At 28.5% G+C, this 17,229-nt stretch carries 17 protein-coding genes; 8 read left to right on the top strand and 9 right to left on the bottom strand.

The features are described from left to right. The 3 genes from AVBRAN9333_RS07470 to AVBRAN9333_RS07460 form a co-directional block, all read left to right on the top strand. Positions 1–688: hypothetical protein (locus AVBRAN9333_RS07470; protein ID WP_336609719.1), on the top strand; the 688-nt coding region annotated here is incomplete at its 5' end. Further along, the gene (locus tag AVBRAN9333_RS07465) at positions 685–888 is read left to right on the top strand and encodes a hypothetical protein (protein ID WP_336609718.1); all 204 of its coding nucleotides are present in this window, start codon (positions 685–687) and stop codon (positions 886–888) included. The genes AVBRAN9333_RS07470 and AVBRAN9333_RS07465, both read left to right, overlap by 4 nt. After that, the gene (locus tag AVBRAN9333_RS07460) at positions 869–1,339 is read left to right on the top strand and encodes a hypothetical protein (protein ID WP_336609717.1); all 471 of its coding nucleotides are present in this window, start codon (positions 869–871) and stop codon (positions 1,337–1,339) included. Before AVBRAN9333_RS07465 ends, AVBRAN9333_RS07460 begins: the two co-directional genes overlap by 20 nt. A gap of 31 nt (positions 1,340–1,370) precedes the next feature. Here AVBRAN9333_RS07460 and AVBRAN9333_RS07455 read toward each other — a convergent pair whose 3' ends face one another. The 4 genes from AVBRAN9333_RS07455 to AVBRAN9333_RS07440 form a co-directional block, all read right to left on the bottom strand. Beyond that, complete coding sequence (locus AVBRAN9333_RS07455; protein ID WP_214117867.1) at positions 1,371–2,261, bottom strand: radical SAM protein; 891 nt, start codon at positions 2,259–2,261, stop codon at positions 1,371–1,373. Positions 2,262–2,345: 84 nt separating this feature from the next. Further along, positions 2,346–2,972 (bottom strand): helix-turn-helix transcriptional regulator, encoded by a 627-nt coding sequence (locus AVBRAN9333_RS07450; protein WP_214117868.1) that lies wholly within the window; start codon positions 2,970–2,972, stop codon positions 2,346–2,348. A gap of 71 nt (positions 2,973–3,043) precedes the next feature. Further along, complete coding sequence (locus AVBRAN9333_RS07445; RefSeq protein ID WP_336609716.1) at positions 3,044–4,315, bottom strand: D-serine ammonia-lyase; 1,272 nt, start codon at positions 4,313–4,315, stop codon at positions 3,044–3,046. Positions 4,316–4,324: 9 nt separating this feature from the next. Then, the gene (locus tag AVBRAN9333_RS07440; protein WP_214120533.1) at positions 4,325–5,623 is read right to left on the bottom strand and encodes a GntT/GntP/DsdX family permease; all 1,299 of its coding nucleotides are present in this window, start codon (positions 5,621–5,623) and stop codon (positions 4,325–4,327) included. 231 nt (positions 5,624–5,854) lie between these two features. On the opposite strand from AVBRAN9333_RS07440, the gene AVBRAN9333_RS07435 reads away from it, so the two are divergent. The 3 genes from AVBRAN9333_RS07435 to AVBRAN9333_RS07425 are packed head-to-tail and all read left to right on the top strand — an operon-like array spanning position 5,855 to position 8,567. After that, the gene (locus AVBRAN9333_RS07435; protein ID WP_214117871.1) at positions 5,855–7,093 is read left to right on the top strand and encodes an MFS transporter; all 1,239 of its coding nucleotides are present in this window, start codon (positions 5,855–5,857) and stop codon (positions 7,091–7,093) included. A 20-nt stretch (positions 7,094–7,113) separates the two neighbouring features. Continuing rightward, positions 7,114–7,773, top strand: a complete 660-nt coding sequence (locus AVBRAN9333_RS07430; protein ID WP_214117872.1) for an RraA family protein — start codon at positions 7,114–7,116, stop codon at positions 7,771–7,773. Next, positions 7,773–8,567: a nitrilase-related carbon-nitrogen hydrolase gene (locus AVBRAN9333_RS07425; RefSeq protein ID WP_336609715.1), complete on the top strand. Its 795-nt coding sequence runs from the start codon at positions 7,773–7,775 to the stop codon at positions 8,565–8,567. The genes AVBRAN9333_RS07430 and AVBRAN9333_RS07425 overlap by 1 nt, the downstream gene beginning before the upstream one ends. A 32-nt stretch (positions 8,568–8,599) precedes the next feature. On the opposite strand, the gene AVBRAN9333_RS07420 is transcribed toward AVBRAN9333_RS07425, so the two are convergent. The 5 genes from AVBRAN9333_RS07420 to dcuC are packed head-to-tail and all read right to left on the bottom strand — an operon-like array spanning position 8,600 to position 15,272. Continuing rightward, positions 8,600–9,946 (bottom strand): ATP-binding protein, encoded by a 1,347-nt coding sequence (locus tag AVBRAN9333_RS07420; protein ID WP_336609714.1) that lies wholly within the window; start codon positions 9,944–9,946, stop codon positions 8,600–8,602. Positions 9,947–10,000: 54 nt separating this feature from the next. Continuing rightward, positions 10,001–11,323 carry an MmgE/PrpD family protein gene (locus tag AVBRAN9333_RS07415; protein ID WP_336609713.1) on the bottom strand — a complete coding sequence of 441 codons (1,323 nt, stop codon included), beginning with the start codon at positions 11,321–11,323 and terminating at the stop codon, positions 10,001–10,003. A gap of 2 nt (positions 11,324–11,325) precedes the next feature. Further along, on the bottom strand, positions 11,326–12,696 hold the full coding sequence (purB, locus tag AVBRAN9333_RS07410) for an adenylosuccinate lyase (protein WP_214117876.1): 1,371 nt from the start codon (positions 12,694–12,696) through the stop codon (positions 11,326–11,328). A gap of 11 nt (positions 12,697–12,707) precedes the next feature. Beyond that, on the bottom strand, positions 12,708–13,865 hold the full coding sequence (locus AVBRAN9333_RS07405; protein ID WP_336609712.1) for a trans-sulfuration enzyme family protein: 1,158 nt from the start codon (positions 13,863–13,865) through the stop codon (positions 12,708–12,710). Between the two features lie 15 nt (positions 13,866–13,880). Continuing rightward, the gene (dcuC, locus tag AVBRAN9333_RS07400) at positions 13,881–15,272 is read right to left on the bottom strand and encodes a C4-dicarboxylate transporter DcuC (RefSeq protein ID WP_214117878.1); all 1,392 of its coding nucleotides are present in this window, start codon (positions 15,270–15,272) and stop codon (positions 13,881–13,883) included. A gap of 174 nt (positions 15,273–15,446) precedes the next feature. On the opposite strand from dcuC, the gene AVBRAN9333_RS07395 reads away from it, so the two are divergent. Then, positions 15,447–15,803 (top strand): RidA family protein, encoded by a 357-nt coding sequence (locus AVBRAN9333_RS07395; RefSeq protein WP_336609711.1) that lies wholly within the window; start codon positions 15,447–15,449, stop codon positions 15,801–15,803. Between the two features lie 109 nt (positions 15,804–15,912). After that, on the top strand, positions 15,913–16,902 hold the full coding sequence (locus tag AVBRAN9333_RS07390; protein ID WP_214117880.1) for a GMP reductase: 990 nt from the start codon (positions 15,913–15,915) through the stop codon (positions 16,900–16,902). Positions 16,903–17,229 lie beyond the last annotated feature (327 nt).

Below are 17,229 nucleotides of genomic sequence, written 5' to 3'. Positions count from 1 at the left end.
GTGTTATAAAGGCAATTATGTTGTAGAGTGTGAAGAAACACCACTAAATAATTTTTGGCAAGATTTTTTTAGATACAAAGATATAAAAATAAAGCCAAAAATTGTAGATGCTAAGCCTTACGCAAGCCAAGAAGTAAAGGACACTCTTAAATACTGCTGGGATTTAGGGCTTGATAGGAGAGTTTCAAAAACTGTAGAGCCAAATTATGGGGTTTATTCTTTTTTTGAAGTTGATAAAAATGGAGAGCTCTATTTTGCAAGTAAAATTAAGGGTAAAAAATACATAGAAAAACACAAAAATATAACTATAAGTGATGTAATTTTAAATGATAAAAATTACTTAGCCTTATCAGGAGAATTTGGAAATATATTGTTTATAGAAAAAGATTTTTGCAATCACCCTATGAAAAATAAGGATTTATTAAAGCTTTTAAAAAAATCTAATAAAATGAAAATGTCATATCGTTTTTACGAACATACAAAAAATGTTTTTGCGATAAACTATAGAGAAAGAGATTATATTCTAAGTTATATTATATACAATAATACAGGCTATAGCATAAATCTCAATAGTATTTTTGCTATGACTTCTGATGAATATTATGCTTATTATAAAAACTGCTCTTTTCATAAAACCAAAATAGAATATTTAGATTGTGAAACAAATTTAAAAAAGGAGAAAATTTGAGCGAATATTTAACTTCTAGTAATTTTACGCCTTTATTTTATTTAAAAGATAAAAACGCTTATATTACTAGCTTAGTTCATTGTAGTGCTTTGTTTATTTGCTTTTGTGTTTTTATGTATATTGGTAATTTTTCTATGAAAGTTTCTAGTATTAATTTATTTATTATTGCTGCATATTTTGATGAGCGATATTTGTATTAAAAAGCCTAATATTATATATTTTCATAAGGATTTTATTTATTTTATTAATCATAGTTGTAGGCAAAGAGATGAGCTTAATGAAGAAGAAAAAACAATATATTTAAAAAATGCTAAAATCTATAAAACCTGCCTTAATATTCAAAGCAAACAACAATTATATAAATTAAATAATTTTTTGAGTATATTTTATATTTTTATGAGTGTTTGTAATTTTATACTTTTAGTATTTTTTAAAAATATTTATAAAATTTTTACTTTAAATAATCAAAGATTTTATGATACTTTACTAATAGAAGATGATGAGAATATTATTTGTATTTATACGGATAAATCTAATTATTCGCTTTTGTATGAATATTTTTTAAATAATTTTAATATTGATATAACAAAGCTTGATGTTAAAATCAAGCCCTTTTTCTTTCATTCGCACTTGGTTTATAAATACACTTAAAATAAGCAAATTAATCACAATAGCTTTTATATTAATTAGAATTTGATTTGTTTAATTTATAAAAATTAATATCATTTATTTTCACACATTTTATTATATTTTTATCTACTAATTCATCTAACATTTTTATATCTTTTTCATCAATTTCTTGTGAGCTTAATGGTCTTAAACTAATAGTTTTAAGCAAATCATCATATTTATTTATGTTAGTATTTCTACTCATAATATTAACTTTTATATTAGTTATCAAACTAGCCAATTTACTTAATTTCTCAAAACTTGCAGCCTTTACATTATAATCACTCGGTCTATCAATAGTTCCTAAATCAAGTCTAGCTGCTTTAATATCCTTTAAAATATCATTTAAAGCAATAAAATCCTTTTCATCATCATTAATACCATCTAAAACCAAGCATTCTAAAATCAACTCACCTTTATAAATTTGACTAAATTCTTTTATACCTTGAACTATTTTATTTATATCTATATTCGTTCTATCAATTTTGCGAAATACCTTAGGATTTACACTATCAATGCTTAGTTTAACGCTATCAAGATTTAATAATGCCTTTTGAATATTTTTATCAAAAATTGTGCTTGCATTACTCAAAATTAATGATTTTGCATTCTTTTTAACTTCATTTATTTTTATAATCAATTCATCTAAATATGGATATAAAGTAGGTTCGCCATTTGCACTAATGCTTATATAATCGCAATCTTTATGTATTTTCAAAGCTTCTTTTAGCTCATTTATTATATATTCAACACTTAAATTTGATTTATTTTCATATTTTAATTTAGCTTTTCCAAGCTCACAATATAAACAATCAAAATTACAACATTTCTCATTAGGACTTAAATCTATACCCAAAGATTTTTTAAATCTTCTTGAATTAACTGGGCCAAAAATTACTTTCATAAAAATACCTTTAATATTAATTACTATTGAGATTTTAGCACTAAATACTAATGGAATTTAACTTAATCAAGCGTTTATGCTTGATTAAAATTTTTGTTTAGATTTGTTTATACAACGATATATGCTTGATTCTGAAAGATTTAAAAGATTAGCTATTTCTGTAATTGAGCCTTTTATATTAAAAATACCTTTTTCATAGATTTTATCTACTATTATTTGTCTTTGTTTTGGTTTTAGATTAGTATTTTTTAGCTCATTTACGCTAAGCCCTGTTAATTCTTGAATTAGCTCATTTAAATCAAGGCTCAAAACTTCTTCATAAGCAGCTTCTTCTACAGGTATATCACTACCTAATAATTGTGCTGCTATATTTTCCATTCTACTTTTATCGTAGTTTATACATAGCATTCCACTTAATTTATTGCCTTCTTTGATAAAAAATGTGCTACCTCTTATATTTTTTCCACCTGCACTTGCTTTATAATTGCTTAAAAAATCTCTTTCTTCATAAATCTTTTTATTAACAAGCTCAAGTGCAAATCCTGTAATAGGAGAATTAATACTTCTTCCGCTTATGTGATTATTAGCAATTTCTGCAATACTCATTCCATCATCATTTATATCGTGCAAAACTATTTCATAATCCTTGCCTAAAGCTTGTGCTAAAAAATGCACTAATTTTATATATTCTGTTCTTGTTTGTTGATTCATAAAGCCCTCGGTAAATGTTTTGTAAATTATAGTTGCGTAAAGTAATTATAAGCCCTATTTTAGGGCTTATTTTATAATAATTCATCTCCTGTTTTAATAAATTCAGCCATTTCAGCGTCTGGCACCATACTTCCACCTGTTGCCCATATTAGATGAATTGCGTTTTTGTGTTCAGTTTTAAGCTCATTAGAAATCATTAAGCCTTTAACCCCAGCTAAAGCCGAAGGCTCAAGTTTAATACCTTCGCTAGATGCAAGTAAGCTTAAATATCTATACATATTCTCATCACTTACCGTAAAGCTTCCATCAATTACACGCTCAAGCACTTTGCCTACAAGCCCACTCGCACGACCAACAGCAAGCCCATCAGCAGCCGTAATATTATCAAGCCCAATATCAGCTACACTTATTTCATTATGTTTTCCGGTAGCAAGTCCAAGTATCATACAAGGACTATGCGTTGGCTCAGCAAAAAAGCATTTTACACAATCGCCAAATTCAGCCTTAAGCCCATAAGCAACCCCGCCAGGACCACCACCAACACCGCAAGGAAGATAAACATAAAGCGGTCTATCTTTGCTGATATTAATATCTAATGCTTGCAATTGTCCTTTTAATCTCTTTGCAGCAACGCTATATCCTAAAAATAAATTATGCGAGTTTTCATCATCTATAAAATAACAATATGGATTATTTTCAGCACTCTTTCTTCCTTGCTCTACTGCGACGCCGTAATCATCTTCATAAGTAATCACGCTGCATCCGTGCTCTCTTAGCATTTTTTTCTTCCATTCTTTAGCACAATCACTCATATGAACTTCTACTTTAAAGCCAAGTTTTGCACTCATAATTCCTATTGAAAGACCAAGATTACCGGTTGAGCCAACTGCTATTTTATATTTACTTAAAAATTCTTTATATTTTGGCTCGGCAAGTTTTGAATAATCATCTTGAATGCTTAGCATATTATTTTCTATTAATAAATCTTCTGCGTGTTTTAATACTTCATATATTCCACCACGAGCCTTAATAGAGCCTGATATTGGTAAATGTGAATCAAGTTTTATATAAACATCGCCTTGAATACTAGCACCACTTAATTTTTCTAACTCTTTTTTATAATTATTCACACAAGCTAATGGGCTTTCTATAATACCATTAGTAATATTTGTAGCAGGAAAAATTATCTTAAGTAAAGGTGCAAAACGATTAAGCCTAGCCCTTGCATCATCAATTCTATCAAGCTTAATAGCACCTTTGTTTAATTCATTTAATACATCATTGCTTAGATTTGTATTAATCCAACTTGTTTCTTTCATTGCTTTTAGATTTTCAATTAACATTTTTACTCCTTATAAAATTATTGATAAAACATAGCTTAAGATTAAACCACTTATACTTGCTACTAAAGTCGCACTTGTAAAATATTTAAACATAGCTTTTACACTCATTCCTAAGCTTTCTTTTACTAGCCAAAATAAGCTATCAGTTACGATAGTAAAACCTATAGCACCACTTCCTATTGCAAGGCATAAAACTTCTTTACTAACATTACTATCCATTTGCAAGACAATTCCTGCTGCACTAATCATAGCAACCGTTGCACTTCCAACACTAGCATGTAAAATAATAGCAATTAACCAAGCTAAAAACACAGGATTTAAACTCAAACTTCCTAAAGTCTGCTTTAATGCTTCGCCAATGCCTGAAGCAATTAATATCTCATTAAAAGCTCCACCTGCTCCTATGATTAATAAAATTGAAGCAATTTGCGTAAATGAATTAGAACTAAATTCCATTAAATTTTGCATAGAATAGCCTTGCTTTAAACCTAAAGTATAGTATGCTACAAAAACACTTATTAATAATGCGATAATAGGATTTCCAATGAATGCAAATACTGCATTATCTTTAAATACTAAAGTCTTAAGCAACATTAAAACTAAAGGCAAAAGTATTGTAAAATAAGTAATTGCTGTGCTTGGCATAGAGTTATAAGTAGAACTTGTATTATCAAAAACACTCATCTCATTATCTTTTGAAAAATCAAAGAATTTCAAAAACAAAACCCCACCTATAAAAGCACATATCATACCCACAACTATACTCATCCAAATTACTTGACCTATATCAGCACCTAAAGTAGCTACTATGCTAGTAGCTGCTGGGTGTGGTGGCACCATACAATGAACTGCCATTAGCGAAGTTGCTAATGCTATGCCTATTTTTATTCTGCTAACACCTATTTCTTTAGCTACAACTAAAACTAAAGGCACTAATAAGACAAATCCAACCTCAACAAATACAGGAATACCAGCAATAAATCCAACCAACATCATAACAATATCAGCTCTTTTTTTACCAAGTAGATTTAGTAATGATAGGGCTATTTTTTGCGCTCCGCCACTAACTTCTAGCATTTTTCCTAAGATACTTCCACAACCAATAATAACAGCTAAAAATCCTAGCGTCCCACCTACTCCATTTTCAATAATAGAACCGATTTTTGTTAAATCAACACCAGTTATAAGTGCGACAAAAATACTTGCTAAGCTTAATGATAAAAAAGCGTGGATTTTAAGTTTTGTAATACAAAACACAACTAAAGCAATAGAAGCTATTAAGACCGAAATTAAAGCAAAATTGCTCATATTTTCTCCTTTATTTAAAAATCATCATTTGATTATACCCCCCCCATCTTTAAAATTTTCTTAAAATAATAATTTTTTTGATTTTTTTTAATAAATTTTCTTAATTTTTCTTACTTTTTCATAAAATATTACAAAAAGTAACAAATTTTTATTAATTTTAGAAAAAATAATAATAAAATTTTATTATTTTTATATAATGAAAATAAGTTAATTTTAAAAAAAGGAGAAATTATGAGATTTAGGTGGCTTATAGCCTTTGTATTTTTCCTAATAGGCTTAATCGCTTATATGGATAGGGCAAATATTTCTGTCGTTGCTAGTTTTATGATGCAAGAATTTAATATAGATAAAACTCAATTTGGCTTATTAAATTCTGCATTTTTTATAGCTTATGCCGCAGCTCAAATTCCAAGTGGTATTTTAATTCAAAAATTTGGCAATAAATTTATGACTATTTTTGCATTAATTTTATGGTCAATTTTTACTATTTTAACGCCACTTGCAGGAACATTTATGCTACTTTTAGTAGTTAGATTTTTATTTGGTTTAGGAGAAGCTCCTATATATCCTAGCAATGCAGCATTTAATAATAACTGGTTTGGTAAAAAAGAAAAAGCAAGAGCAGCTTCATTTTTACTAGCAGGTTCATACTTTGGGCCAGTAATTGCTCCATTTATATCTGTTTGGCTTGTCAATAATTATGGTTGGCATAGTGTATTTTATGTATTTGGTGCGATTGGAATTTTAATCGCCTTGATTTATTATTTTATAAGTTCATCAAGACCTGAAGATAATAAATTTATTAGTAAAGACGAACTTTTATATATTCAAAGTGAAAGATTTGTAGATAGTATTAAAAAAACTCCTTGGAAAGCATTCTTAAAAAATAAAGAATTTTATGCACTTGGAATTGCATACTTTTTTTGTGTTTATATGACAGGTATGTTTATGACTTGGCTTCCTACATTCTTACTAGAAGCTAAAGGGCTTGATTTAAAAGCTATGGGATTTTACGCTGGAGCTCCTTGGCTTGCTATTTGTATATTTGTTGCACTTGGTGGTGGATTAAGCGATAAGATTTTAAAAATTACAAATAGTTTTAAAAAAGCTAGAACTTATTTAGCAGTTGCTGGATTTTTAATATTTGATATATGCTTATTTTTAGTTGTATATGTTGAAAATACAATGCTTAGTATTTTATTTTTAAGTCTTGGTTTTGGGTTTTTAGGACTTCCTGTTGTTGTATCTTGGGCTGTTGCAGCTGATAAAGGTAGAAGTCAAGCAGCAGCAGTTAGCTCTTGGATGAATTTATGGGGAAATGTAGGTTCAGCGTTTTCGCCTATTTTAGTTGGCTGGATGGCACAAAAATATGGATGGAATATAGCTATATTATTTAATATAATTCCTGTAACACTTGCTATGATAGCTTATTTATTTGTCAAACCTGACAATGCTTTAGAAAGTAATTAATTTTAATAAAAGGAGAAAAAATGTTTATTTTAAACAAAAGAGTTAGTAAAGTTTCAGATGAAATTCTTAATCTTTATAAAGAGGTTTGCCCTTCAACTATAGGACATATGCAAGATTGTGGTTTTATTAGAAATTTAAAGCCACTTCATAGTGGAAAAAAATTAGTAGGAACTGCTATAACCGTTAGAATACCACACCTTGATTCTACTGCTGTTCATAAAGTATTTGATATTGTAAATGAAGGTGATATTGTAGTAATTGATACCAATAAAGATTATGAAAGAGCACCTTTTGGAGAATTAGTTTGCTATATGGCAAGACACAAAAAAGTTGGTGGGGTAATCATTGATGGTTGTGTAACTGATTTGAATGCTATTAAAAATCTTGGCGTTAATGTTTGGTATAGAAATGTTAGTGCTTTAACAACTAGAATTAAAGGAATTGAAGGCTCAATTAATGTTCCTATTGCTATTGATAATGTTGTTATAAATCCAGGAGATTTGATAGTGGCTGATGATGATGGAATACTAGTTTTAAATCCAGATATTGATAATGTTGAAGAACTTGGCAAAAGAGCAATAAATGTTCAAATCGGAGAAATTGAAACAAAAGCAAAAATAGATAAAGGCATTCCACTTAGCGAAATTTTAGGTGCAAACAAATATTTTGAGGGTTTATGATGAATAAATTAAAAATTGCTTTAGCTCAAATAAAAACTGATAGAAATTATAAAATTAACCTTGAAAAAATTATTGATTTTATGCAAAAGGCAAAATCTTTTGGTGCTGAGCTTGTGGTGTTTCCAGAAACTTCACAGGCTTTTGTGCCTAGTAATGAAGGGATTAATTTTAATACCATTGCTCAAAATATTGATGAAGAATTTGTAACAAGCATTATTAATAAAAGTAAAGAGTTAAATATCGCAGTTGTTTTTGGTTTTTATGAAAAAGATAATGAAAAAACTAAAAATAGTGTAATTTTTGCTGATTGTGGCAAAATAATCCATAAATACTCAAAAACTCACCTTTACGATGCTTTTAGCTATGATGAAAGTAAAGATATAAATGCAAGTAATGAAAAAATAAAAGCCTTTGATACAAAATGGGGCAAAATGGGGATAATGGTGTGTTATGAACTTCGTTTCCCTGAAATTGCTAGAACTTTAGCACTTGATGGTGCAAGGCTTGTATTAGTTCCTACTGCTTGGGTAGATGGCAAACATAAAGATGAACATTTTATGCTACTTACTAAAACAAGAGCTTTAGAAAACACAATATATTTATGTGCTAGTAATCAAACAGGTAATATCTACACAGGTCGCTCGTGCCTAATAAATCCACTTGGACTTGAAGAAATAAAACTTGGCGTTGATGAAGGTATTCAAATATTTGAAATTGATTTTAATAAAATTGATGAAGCTAGAAAAGCCTTGCCTTGTATATCTCAAAGAAAGCCTAATTTATATAGCCTATAAACTAAATTTCGTATGCCTTAAACATACGAAATTTATAATAACTCAATTAATTGTATTTCATCACTAGCAAGTGTTTTTAAATCATTTGTAAAACCGCTTTTGCTAAATAAAATATATTTTTTAATAGGTAAATTACTATCTATTTTAGTAGCTTTTGCTTTTAAATCTTCTAAAACATTAGTTCCTACTGCTTTATTTTTATATTTACATTCAGCAACTATTAAATAATCTTTAGCGACCCCAACCGCATCAATTTCTGTATTTTTATCCCACCATCTACCACATTTTAAAAGGTCTTTATGTGTGTTTAAAAGATAATTAATCGCTAAATCTTCATACACCCTACTTATAAATTCCATAAAACTTGTCTTAATTATATTAATTACATAATCTGTATTATCAAGTTCAAGTTGAGATTTATAAGGAAATATATATGCAAAATAAAATCTTAAAAAGTTATCTTTTATAAAATATAAACTTTTTTTTGATTTTTCTGGATTTTGTTCGGTTATAGGAATAATTTTATAAATAATATCAAGCTCAATTAATTTATCTATAAAAGATGTTATATTATTTGGACTTTTACCTAATTTACTAGCAATATTTCCAATCTTGTGTTCTCCACTAGCAATAATTTTTAAAATTGAAAAATAAGTTATAGGTTCATTGATTTCATTTTGTAATACAAAACTAGCTTCATTATATAAATATGAATTTGGATTTAAAATATTTCCTTTAATATTTTCATAAATATCCCCTTTATCATTTATAAGCTCAAGATATTTTGGGATACTATAAAACACACTATATATTTCTATAAGTTCATTTTTAGTTTTATTAGGAAAAAAATCTTTTAAATACTTAAACTCAAGTGCTTCAAGCTTAATAGCACTAGTTCTTCTACCATATAAAGGAGAATTGTATGATAATGTATATTCATACATCATAGAAATAATTGAGCCACATAAAATCAAATGAATATTTTTATTCTTAAATATCTCATCACAAATATACTGAAATTGCGATGGAATAGAATTATCAAGCTTTGCAAGATATTGAAACTCATCAATTACTATTATTATTTTTTCATCTATTTTATTTGCTACATATAAAAATAAAGTTTTAATATCATTTATTTGAATTTGTTTTAATAAATCATCATTATAAAAATTAGCTAATTCATCTTTCATTCTATTAATTGTAATGTTAATATTTTCAAGGCTTGATAAAAAATAAAAAGCTTTTTTATCTTTTATATATTCTTTAATAAGTCTAGTTTTTCCAACCCTACGCCTACCATAAAGAATAGTGAAAGTAAAACCAATTTTATTAAATTCATCGTTTAAAGTTTTTAAATGTTTTTCTCTATTAACAAACATATTTAACCTTTATCGTTTTTAAATTATTATAATCTAAAAACGATAAATTTTAATTTATTCAAAACTTTTTATGTTTTCTAAATCTAAGACTTGTTTTTTAATTTTTTCTGAAAGATTTTTATCATTTACATTTGCATTAAATTTCTCAAGTAATTCATCTAAACTTAAAGCATTATCTGGATTACCTTTATTAATTTTTACTTCTTTAATAATAGTGCTTCCATTATTAAGCGTTGCTTTAAATTTACCACAAAAATACTTTGGAAATCCACCTGAAATATATTTTTCATATTTAATTTTTTTAGCAAAATTAACAATCTCTTCACGATTTAATTCATTATAAGAATTTAAATTCACTTTACCATCTATAAACATATAACTTATTAAATACGCAAATGAAAATTTTGCTTCATAATCTGTTTTTGGATTGTGTTTTTTATCTATAGGGTCGCATATAAAAGAAATAGGAACGCTATCTACATAGCATAAAATCTCCTTTATATCATCAGGCTTTAAACCATCATTTCTAAGTTCTTTAGCACAATCAATAAGCCCGTGTGCGAAATGACAACTTGGATATGGCTTAATTGATACTTCTTTTACCATATAATCTTTTCCTAAATTTTTATCAAGCCTTGTCTTATCGCATTCATCTTCTATACCAAATGCTCTAAAGATATTATCACGACCTTCAAAAATACTAACAGGAGCAAAAAGACCAGCTTTTGCATATTCACAAGCTCTAATTCCATTTAAAACCGCACTTGCTATATGAAGTATTTTAGAATTGCTTCCATTACTTAAAAACTCATTTATCCCACCTGCAAAACTAGCAGCAAAACCTAAAGCATTGATTGTTTGCGAAACATTTAAATCATTGATAACACAAGCTGCAGCACTTGCTCCAAAAACTCCAGCAATAGCACTTGTATGAAAACCATTTTTATGAAATGTCCCATTACTAGCAACCCCAATTCTTCCTGCAACTTCCCAACCCATAATAAAAGCTTTTAATATTTTTTTACCATCGTTTGTTTTAGAAAATCCATAACTAAGACAAAGCGGGGTTAAAATAGCACTTGCGTGAAGTATAGCTTCTGTTAGAGTATCATCAAAATCAAGTATATGAGAACTCATAGCATTTATCATAGCAGCATTAAGTGGGGTAGCCTTAAATTCACTACCCCAAATGCTTGTATTAGCATTCTCTTCTTTAAATGCCTTAATGGTTTTTAAAATAGCGTCATTTTTGCTACCCGCAAGAGCAACTCCAATGGTATCTAACATCAATTCTTTTGCTCTAGTTTTTACATCAGCTGGTATATCTTCATAACTTTTATTTACTACAAATTCAGCTAATTTTTCACTATAAAGCATAATTAATCCTTTAAAATCTCTGCGTTTTTAATTTTTTCTAAAAACTCATCAACTAATTTTGGTGCATATCCAACATAAGTAGTAGCATCAAGTAAAGCATCTATTGATTTTTCATCTAAAACTTCTCTTACTCTGCTATCTGCTAATAAAACTTCTTTAAATGTTTTATTATTTTCAATTCCAATCATAGCATTTTCATATACAATCTCATGAGCGTGTTGTTTTCCAAAATGCTCACTTAATGCAAACATAACCCTTTCGGCTAAAACAAAACCTTTTAAAGTATTAAGGTTATTTAACATTGAATCTTTTTTAACTTCTAATCCGCCTAAAGCTGTTTTCATATTATCAAGAACACAAGAAAGCATTAAAAAGATTTCAGGAAGTAATTTCCATTCCATTTTCCATACTTGTCCATCTCTTTCGTGTTCGTGTCTTTCAATATCGCTTAAAATTGCAATATTTGCTTTTAAAGTATTACTAACTGTTACAGCATTTTCGCTTATTGCTGGATTTCTTTTATGTGGCATTGTAGAGCTTCCTACTTGACCTTTGCCAAATGGTTCAGCCACTTCATTTACTTCATTATGAGATAAAATCAAAATCTGATGAGCTATTTTATTAAATGTAGCATTTATATTAGCTAATACATATCCAAGCTCAATAAATCTATCTCTTGCTGGTTGCCAAGAAATATAAGGAACTTTTAATCCTAAACTCTTTATTGTTAGTTTTTCAACTTCATTATGTTTATCACTTAAACTAGCTTTAGTGCCAACTGCACCAACTATAAGACCTACATAAAGTCTTTCTTCGCATTCAAGTATTCTTTCATAATGTCTATTAAGCTCATCAAGCCAAATAGCAACTTTATGTCCAAAAGTAATAGGAAGAGCTTGAAGCGCTAAAGTTCTTCCCATCATAGCTGTATTTTTATGCTCTACTGCTAGTTTTTTTAAAGATTTTGCTATGATTTTTAAATCATCTTTTATAAGCTTTAAAGCTTCTTTAAATTGTAAAACAAACCCAGTATCCATAATATCTTGAGTAGTTACCCCAAAATGAACAAATTCTCCATATCCATTCTCGCAAGCTTTTTCTAAGCCCCTAACGGTTGGAACTAACGGATGTTTTGTCTTTTTATATTCATTAAATATAAAATCCATATCCATATATTTATAAAATGATTTTTTAGCTATTTCTGTAGCTGCAGCTTCTGGGATAATGCCAAGCTTTGCTTGAGCTTTTGCAAGTGCAGCTTCAACATCAAGCCATTTTTGAATTCTATTTTCTTCACAAAAAATATCACGCATAGCTTTTGTGCTCCAAGAATCACCTAATAATCTCATATCAAATACACTAATACCTGTCATAATTTCTCCTTTTATTTAATTTTGTTAAATGCTTGTTCTAAATCAGCTATTAAATCACTAGCGTCTTCTAAACCTATATGAAATCTCACAAAAACCCTATTACTATCAACTTTAGTAGCAGTTCTTGGTGGCATAGTAACCGTTGCAAGACTTTCATATCCACCCCAACTAGCACCTATTGAAAAATATTCTAAATCATCTACGAATTTAATAGCTTGTTCTTTGCTAATTCCTGAATTAAATTCTATAGTTACCATACCATTAGTTCCTATGAAATCTCTTTTAAATATTTCATTGTTTGGATGGGTTGGTAATTTTGGATAAAAAATATTTTTAATTTCTTTTCTTGTTTGTAAAAACTCAACAACCTTATCTGCATTTTCTTCGTGATTTTTAAGTCTAATTCCAAGAGTTCTCATACCTCTAAGAACTAAATAACAATCATCAGGACTTGTAGTTAAACCTAAAGCTTCTGGTAATTCATTAAAATTTTTGTATTCTTTTTCATTAACAATCACACAACCCATAACAACATCAGAATGTCCGCTAAGGTATTTTGTAGCTGCAATTACGCAAATATCAACCCCAAGTTTTATAGGATTTGATAAATATGCACTTGAATATGTGCTATCAATTGCTACAGGTATATTGTGTTTGTGTGCTATTTCGCATAATTTAGGAACATCAATTATTTCATACATAATAGAACCAGGGCTTTCACATAAAATAAGTTTTGTATTTGGCTTTATTTTACTTTCAACATCACTAGCATCTGCTTTTAAAAACTCAACTTCTACTCCAACTTTATTTAAAAACAAATCACATATAGTTCTAACAGGTCCATAAATTCCATCAGTTATTAAAAAATGTGAGTCCTTACTTGCATAATTTAATAAAACCATAGCAAGTGCTGCAAGTCCTGTTGGATAAAGCGAAGCTCTAAATCCACCTTCTAGCTCACATAATAGTTTTTCAAGTTCAAAAGTAGTTTCAGTTCCCCTTGCACCATAACTTAAAACTCTTTGCGTTTTTCTAAGCTCACGATATTCTTGCCAAGTTTTATGGTCTTTAAATAATATAGTTGAAGCTCTCATAACACTAGGATTTACTGCTTTTACAGGTAAATCCTGACCACGACCTAAATGAATTAATTTTGTTTTAGTTTTCATATTCTCTCCTTTTTTTTAAATATAAATACAAGTACAAATAATATTTACAATACCAGCTACTATCATAGGTATTGCTGTTCTTTTTACAACCGCAAATGGGCTAACTTTAGCAATTCCTGCTACTGCTAAAATAGCAGGTGCAATTGGACTTACGCATCTTCCAAATCCTGTCATTATTTGAATAGGTGCTATCATCATAATTGTTTCAACATTAAAAGATTTTGCAATATTTGGAATTAATGGTGCAAAACTAAAAAACGCTGCATTTCCTGAACCCATCAAAAATGCTGATAAAGAAAGTAAAATTGATACAAATATAATTATTGCTAATACACCAAATCCAGCGTCTTTTGCAAAATTAATTAAAGTATCCACAAAACCTATTGATAAAAGCCCAGCAGCAAATACTTGACCGCATACAATAAGGCTTACGGTTATTACAAATAAATGTCCCATACCTTTAAAAAATACCATAATAGAATTTAAAGTTTCAATTACGCTTTTATATCTAATCATTTCAAAAATAATTGCTGCAAATGTAGAAATCATCATAGCTACAGGAACATTCATTTTTATGCTACTTCCAACAACTTTTGAAAATCCTAATATTAAAATTAGTGGAATTATTGGCAATATCGCATAAATTTTTGGCGGATATTTTGTTTTATTTTCGCCATTTTCACTAAGTTCTTTTTCAATTTCATCTTTATTAAACACAAAATTATCTTTTTTATCAAAATATTTAGATGTAAAATAAATAGCAATCGCAACAGCTAATATAATAGGTATAGTAGTTGGTAATTGATACTGAACAAAATAAGTAGCTGGATCAACTCCTGCTGTTTTAGCAGCTAATATAACATTACCACTTCCAGGGCCATGGTCAATATATTGACAAGTCCCAATAACTGTTAATGCTGATAATTTTGAAACACCAGTCCTAACCAAAATAGGATACATAGTAACCATAAGTAAAAGTCCAAGTCCAGCGTGAGATGGTATAAAAATTACCAAAAATTGTGTAACAAAATAAGAAACTATTAAAAGCATATAAGGAGATTTTACCATACTAAGTGGCTTTTCAAAAACCTTAAATAAAGCATAACTAGCCCCAACATGCTCCATATACGCACTAAAACCTGCTATACACATAAGAGTAAGCCCAAGACCACTAAGTGTAGAAGAAAGGTTTTTATTAAAAACTTCAAAAAGATTAAAAAACCAAAAATTTAAATCCCCTTTAGCGTCTAAAACTTTGCTAGTAAAAATAGCATTACTATCGTGCATAGTCGCAACTAATAATAAAAATAAACCACTAAGCAACAACGCCATATGAGCATTTATCTTTTTTGCAAGCATAAAAACTAATATAGCAATTGCTACTAGTGAAAACAAAATGCTAAACATCTCAACTCTCCTTTAAAAATAAAATTATTATTTTGAAGTAAATTTAATAAAATTTTCTTAAAATTAGATAAATTTAAGAAAATTTTAGTAAAAAAGTAATATTTTTTATTATTTTTTATCAATTAATATTTTTTTGCTAATATTTTTGCAAAATTTTTCAAAAAAGGAGAAAAAATGAATTATCCAAAGGCTATTGGACCTTATAGTGTGTGTGGTAAATCAGATGATTTAGTATTTGTTAGTGGTCAGCTACCAATTGACCCTAGTACAGGAGAGTTTGTAAAAGGCGATATTAAAGAGCTTACAAGACAAAGTTTAAGAAATATAAAAGCTATCTTAAACGAGCAAGGTTTAGATATGAATAATGTTATAAAAACAACGGTTTTATTAGCTGATATAAATGATTTTGTAGCAGTTAATGAAGCTTATGCTGAGTTTTTTAAAGAGCCTTTCCCTGCTAGAAGTGCATTTGCAGTAGCAGCATTACCAAAAGCATCAAGAATAGAAATAGAAGCGATAGCTAAAAAATAATTCCGGTGAAAATCCGGATTTAAATTCCGTAAAGTATTTTTACTTTTAAAATCAAGTTTTTATTAATTGTTTATAAGATAAAATCAGTTCTTTAATTTAAGGAGATGAGATGTTAAATAATTTATTAGTATTTGATTATGAAGACGTGCAATTAATCCCTGCAAAATGTATAATCAATTCAAGAAGCGAATGCGATACTAGCGTAAGGCTTGGTAATAGAACTTTTAAACTACCTGTAGTTCCTGCAAATATGCAAACAATCATTGATGAAGAATTAGCAATTTCATTTGCTAGAAGTGATTATTTTTACATTATGCATAGATTTGAGCCTGAAAAAAGATTAGACTTTGTAAAAAAAATGCAAGAATTAGGGCTTTTTGCGTCAATTTCTGTTGGCATTACTCAAAAAGAATACGAATTTATTGATGAATTAAAAGCAAATGAGCTATATCCTGAATATATTACAATTGATATTGCTCACGGGCATAGCGACAATGTAATTAAGATGATTAAATACATTAAAAGCACATTAAAAACTAGCTTTGTAATAGCAGGAAATGTCGGAACTCCTGAAGCTGTTAGGGATTTAGAAAATGCTGGAGCTGATGCAACTAAGGTTGGTATTGGACCTGGTAAGGTATGTATTACTAAGCTTAAAACCGGTTTTGGAACTGGTGGTTGGCAGCTTGCAGCGCTTCGCTGGTGTGCTAAAAGTGCTAAAAAGCCAATAATTGCAGATGGTGGTATTAGAAATCACGGAGATATAGCAAAATCAATTCGTTTTGGAGCTACTTTTGTAATGATAGGCTCATTATTTAGCGGACACGAGCAAAGTCCTGGAAAAACCATAGAAATTGATGGCAAAAAAATGAAAGAATATTATGGCTCAGCAAGTGAATTTCAAAAAGGTGAGCGTAAAAATGTAGAAGGTAAAAAAATGTATGTTCCATTTAGGGGAAATATTTTTGATACCTTAAATGAAATGAGAGAAGATTTGCAAAGCTCAATTTCTTATGCAGGTGGAAAAGAACTTCGTGATATTAGAAAAGTTGATTATGTAGTGGTTAAAAACTCAATCTTTAACGGAGATACTATCTAATTAATAAATTTTCCTAATTTAGCTATAAATTAGGAAAATACATACTCTATTAAATAATTTTTTTAATTTAAATTCCAAACTAGTAATTATTTTGATTAAGCACAAAATATAATATTTTGCCTTATAACGACATTTAATATTTAATTCACATAAAAAAACTTATTTTTAAACTATCTAATTAATCTTATTAACTTTTATTAATGGGGGGGGGTATTACAATAAATTTTATTTCATTAAAGGAGTTAATATGGATAAAAATTACGATGCTATCTAACTAATTTATTTTAAAACTAAAAAATATAAAAAATCTAAAAATTAAAAAACTAT

This window comes from Campylobacter sp. RM9333 (assembly GCF_020137705.1).
In the GTDB taxonomy this organism is placed as follows: Bacteria; Campylobacterota; Campylobacteria; order Campylobacterales; family Campylobacteraceae; genus Campylobacter_E.
This window is presented reverse-complemented; position numbering and strand designations above follow the sequence as displayed.